Below are 3,564 nucleotides of genomic sequence, written 5' to 3' on the forward strand. Positions count from 1 at the left end.
GAGAGGGGAAGAACGGGAAAGACCACCCACCCCCCCCCGTGTCGGGGGGCGGCGCCCCCCCCCCCCCCCCCCCCCCCCCCCCCCCCCCGCCCCGCACCCGCGACCGGAGGACACGATGTTCGGACTCAGCCCGGAACACCTGCTCGTCCTGCTCGTCGCCGCGCTGTTCATCCTCGGCCCGGAACGACTTCCCGGCGCCATAACGACCGTGCGCAAGACGGCGCAGAAGGCCAAGGACGCCCTCGCGAACGCCCACGAGCAGATCAGCAACGAAATCGGCCCCGAGTTCGAGCAGCTGCGCAAGCCGCTGGGCGAGCTCAACCAGCTCCGCAACCTGGATCCACGCACCGCCCTGACGCGGTTCGTCCTGGACCCGGCGCCCGCCGAACCGTCCACTCCGGAGCCGTCGCCGACCGGGCGCGCGGCCGGGGTGGACATGGAAGCCACCTGACACACAACCGAAAGGACCGTCATCCCATGACCATCGACCGAGGACTTCTCGCGACCCTCAAAGCGAAGCCGGGCAAGGGCGACGAGCTCGCCGCGTTCCTCGAGCAGGGCCGCGCGCTCGCCGCCGCCGAGACCGGGACCGTCACCTGGTACGCGTTCAAGATCGACGACACCACCTACGGCATCTTCGACACCTTCGAGACCGAAGAGGCCCGCCAAGCCCACGTCGGCGGCGAGATCCCCGTTGCGCTCGGGCAGGTCGCCGAAGACCTGCTCGCGGCCGATCCGGACAGCCGCCCCATCGACGTCCTCGCGGTGAAGTAGCCACCGGGCGCGGCGCTGGCGGCCGGTACGGGCAGCCGCGGCGAACGGCAGAGGAGGAGCGCCATTCCCGGGAGCGCGATCACGATCGTCACCGGCGGGACCGCCGGCGTGGCGATGGGCTATGTACTGCAACGAGCGCAGCTGTGCTTCCACTCGACCTTCGCGGGCATCCTCGGCGGCCGCTTCCTGCTCGCCCGGAGCTGGCTGCTGGGCGTGGCGATCGCCGCGGCCGGCCTCTCGGTGCTGTTCCTGACTCCGCTCGCCGACGGCCTGAACCAGGGGCTGCCGTTCAGGCCCGTCGCCGACGTCGTCGGCGGGCTCGTGATCGGCGTGGGCATGGCGGTGGCCGGCACGTGTGTTTCGGGCCTGTTCTTCAAACTCGGGTCGGGAATGCTCGGCTGCGCGGCCGGCCTCGGCGGCTGGGCCGCCGGCGAGCTGTCCGCACGCCAGGTCGTGCTTCCCGGGCCGACCCTGCTGCCGCCCGGGCCGGCCGCGACCTTTCCTGCTCTGCTCGGCGTTCCGCGGGTGGCGTTCGCCTTCGCGTTCCTGGCTGTCGTGGTCGCGGCGTTGTGCTTGTGGCGCCACGCGGATCACCCGCGCCGCGGGCAGTGGAACTGGCCGGTCGCCGGTGTGGCACTCGGTGCGGTGACGATCGCGGGCTGGGCACTGGCGGGCGCCGGCGGCGCGATCTTCGGCCCCAGCACGGTCGGCGCGGTGGCCGGTCTCGCCACCGGCGAGCCGAACTGGTGGCTGACGGCGTTCCTGCCGGGCATCGTCCTGGGCGCCGCGGTCGCCGCTCGCGTGACCGGTGATCTCCACGTGCGGGGCGAGCGTCCGGTCCGCTACGTCCGGCTGGCCGTCGGCGGGTTCCTGCTCGGCGCGGGTGGCTGGCTCGCGGGTGGCTGCAACCTCGGTCACGGACTCTCGGGCGTCGCGCAGCTCAACGTCTCCTCGTGGGTCGTCGTGGCCGCCGTCGTCGCCGGGATCGCGCTCGCGCGGGCCGCCTTCGCCAAGACTCCCGAACACCGGTAATCCTGCGGTAAGGATCATCGGGCGTGAACGGTGTGAGACTGGAGTGATCCGACGAGGAGGTCACCATGACCCGCAGTCACCCGCACCCTGCTTCGACCGCTACCGGTGGTGCGACCAAGAACCGGTGGACCCACGTGGGAATTTCGGTCGCCACCGCGCTCGTCGTGGCCGGCGGCGCGAAAGTCGCGTTCGAGCTCAGCAGCACCATGATGTCGCACCTGGCCTTCGTGGGCGCCTGGATGATGTTCGCGCTGGGCCTGGCCTACGCGGGAGTCCGGATCCGGCCCAGCCTCGGCGGCGCGCTCTTGATGGGCTGCGGAATCGGGGCACTGCTGGTGTTGTTCTTCGGCGGTATGCAGATGCTCGCGTGACCGGTGTTATTTGTTGGTGCCGGGGATCAGCATCTTGTCGATGACGAAGACGGTCGCGTTTTTGGTGGGGATGTTGCCGCACAGGATCTTCGCGCCGTTGATCGTCATGGTCACGCCCGAGCCCTCGATCTTCAACGGGCCGCCGGCGGTGTCGAGGGTGTCGACCGAACCGGCGGTCGCGATGCCTTTGGCGTCGTAGCGCTTGCCGACGACGTGGTGTTGCAGGATCGGCGCGAGCTCGGCGTCACCGAGGGCGGCGAAGGCCGGGTCGGCCGGGGCGAACACCGTGATGGCCGGCGCGTTGTCGAGGGTGTCCACCAGGTTCGTGGCCTTGACCGCGGCGACGAGCTTGGTCAGCAGCGGGTTGGTCGAGGCGGCGGAGATGACGGGCTGTGGCCCCATCGAATCAAGAGAGCCTTGCGGCAGCCGGCCGCACGCGGGACCGAAGACGTCGGCGTCGGTGGTCACGCCGTCCGGGGTCCCGGTCGAACCGGCGATGCTCGGCGACGCCGCCCACGGGACCGGCGAGCTGCCGGGGCTTCCCGGGGAGGTGGGGCCACCGCAGGCGGTCAGGGGCAGCGCGGCGGCGGCCAGCAGACCGATTCCGGCGACACGAAGCTTGTTCACGAAATTCTCCAAGTCGGGCGGCCGGCGTGTAGGTGCTTCGCCGCCGTCGCGGGCACGGACGGCCGCACCACCACGGTTGACCCGATCGAGTGGCTCGGCATGGTCGCCGCGCATGCCTCCGCACCCGTGCCCCCGCCACCGACGGACGAGATCCGGTCGCCGGAAGAGCTCATCGATGCCGTCGCCCGTCGGGACAAGCCCGCGTTCGCCCGGCTCTACGACCACTCTCGCTGTCCGATCCACGGAACGGTGCTCGCCGTCCGCTCCGTGCGCAGGCCGAGGAAGTCACCCAGGAAGTTCTGCTCGAGATTTTGCGGACGGCATCCCGGTTCGGCTCGCCGCGGCCGACGACGTCACCGGTGTTCCTGCTCGGCCTCGCCTGAACCGTCGGCTCGTCACCCACAGGGCTGGTCCGCACGCCGCAGCCTGTCCGCCGCACCCGGTCGCCTCGAATGGTCCGTGATCCCGTCGGGATCGGGTCCGATGTTCGTTCGAGGAGAAGGAGATCCACCGTGAGCACACTCCGCCGTCGCATGCTGGCGACCGCTGCGCTGCCCGCCGCGGCACTCGGCTTCCTGCTGGCCGCCCCCGCCGTGGCTTCGGCCTCCACCGCGGCCCCGCAGCCGAGCGCTTCGAGCACCGGCCACGAACCCGGCCACCACTACCACGGCCTGCACCTGAGCATCCTGCTCGGCCTGCACATCACCGGCGGCCACCACCACGACGACGGTGACTGCTACGACGGTCTCCTCGGTGGCGG

The 3,564-nt window shown here is 71.2% G+C and carries 6 protein-coding genes; 5 read left to right on the plus strand and 1 reads right to left on the minus strand.

Features of this window, described 5'->3' with window-relative positions; genetic code table 11:
- Window positions 1–115 precede the first annotated feature (115 nt).
- From ACZ63J_RS38625 to ACZ63J_RS38640, 4 genes are all read left to right on the plus strand, one after another.
- Window positions 116–451, plus strand: a complete 336-nt coding sequence (locus ACZ63J_RS38625) for a twin-arginine translocase TatA/TatE family subunit (protein ID WP_465408985.1) — start codon at window positions 116–118, stop codon at window positions 449–451.
- A 26-nt stretch (window positions 452–477) separates the two neighbouring features.
- Entirely contained in the window at window positions 478–774 is a 297-nt protein-coding gene (locus tag ACZ63J_RS38630) for a putative quinol monooxygenase (protein ID WP_465408987.1), read from the plus strand.
- Window positions 775–888: 114 nt separating this feature from the next.
- Entirely contained in the window at window positions 889–1,806 is a 918-nt protein-coding gene (locus ACZ63J_RS38635; RefSeq protein WP_465408989.1) for a YeeE/YedE thiosulfate transporter family protein, read from the plus strand.
- Between the two features lie 65 nt (window positions 1,807–1,871).
- The gene (locus tag ACZ63J_RS38640) at window positions 1,872–2,177 is read left to right on the plus strand and encodes a hypothetical protein (RefSeq protein WP_465408991.1); all 306 of its coding nucleotides are present in this window, start codon (window positions 1,872–1,874) and stop codon (window positions 2,175–2,177) included.
- Between the two features lie 6 nt (window positions 2,178–2,183).
- Here the strand turns inward: ACZ63J_RS38640 and ACZ63J_RS38645 are convergent, their stop codons facing one another.
- Window positions 2,184–2,804 (minus strand): fasciclin domain-containing protein, encoded by a 621-nt coding sequence (locus ACZ63J_RS38645; RefSeq protein WP_465408995.1) that lies wholly within the window; start codon window positions 2,802–2,804, stop codon window positions 2,184–2,186.
- Window positions 2,805–3,316: 512 nt separating this feature from the next.
- Between ACZ63J_RS38645 and ACZ63J_RS38650 the strand changes: the two genes are divergently transcribed.
- Window positions 3,317–3,564: hypothetical protein (locus ACZ63J_RS38650; protein ID WP_465408993.1), on the plus strand; the 248-nt coding region annotated here is incomplete at its 3' end.

It is taken from the genome of Amycolatopsis sp. NPDC104863, from assembly GCF_055582965.1.

What these genes read in the sequence shown, in the direction of transcription:
- ACZ63J_RS38625 (WP_465408985.1), top strand. Translation starts at nt 116, where the DNA reads ATGTTCGGACTCAGCCCGGAACACCTGCTCGTCCTGCTCGTCGCCGCG.
- ACZ63J_RS38630 (WP_465408987.1), top strand. Translation starts at nt 478, where the DNA reads ATGACCATCGACCGAGGACTTCTCGCGACCCTCAAAGCGAAGCCGGGC.
- ACZ63J_RS38635 (WP_465408989.1), top strand. Translation starts at nt 889, where the DNA reads ATGGGCTATGTACTGCAACGAGCGCAGCTGTGCTTCCACTCGACCTTC.
- ACZ63J_RS38640 (WP_465408991.1), top strand. Translation starts at nt 1,872, where the DNA reads ATGACCCGCAGTCACCCGCACCCTGCTTCGACCGCTACCGGTGGTGCG.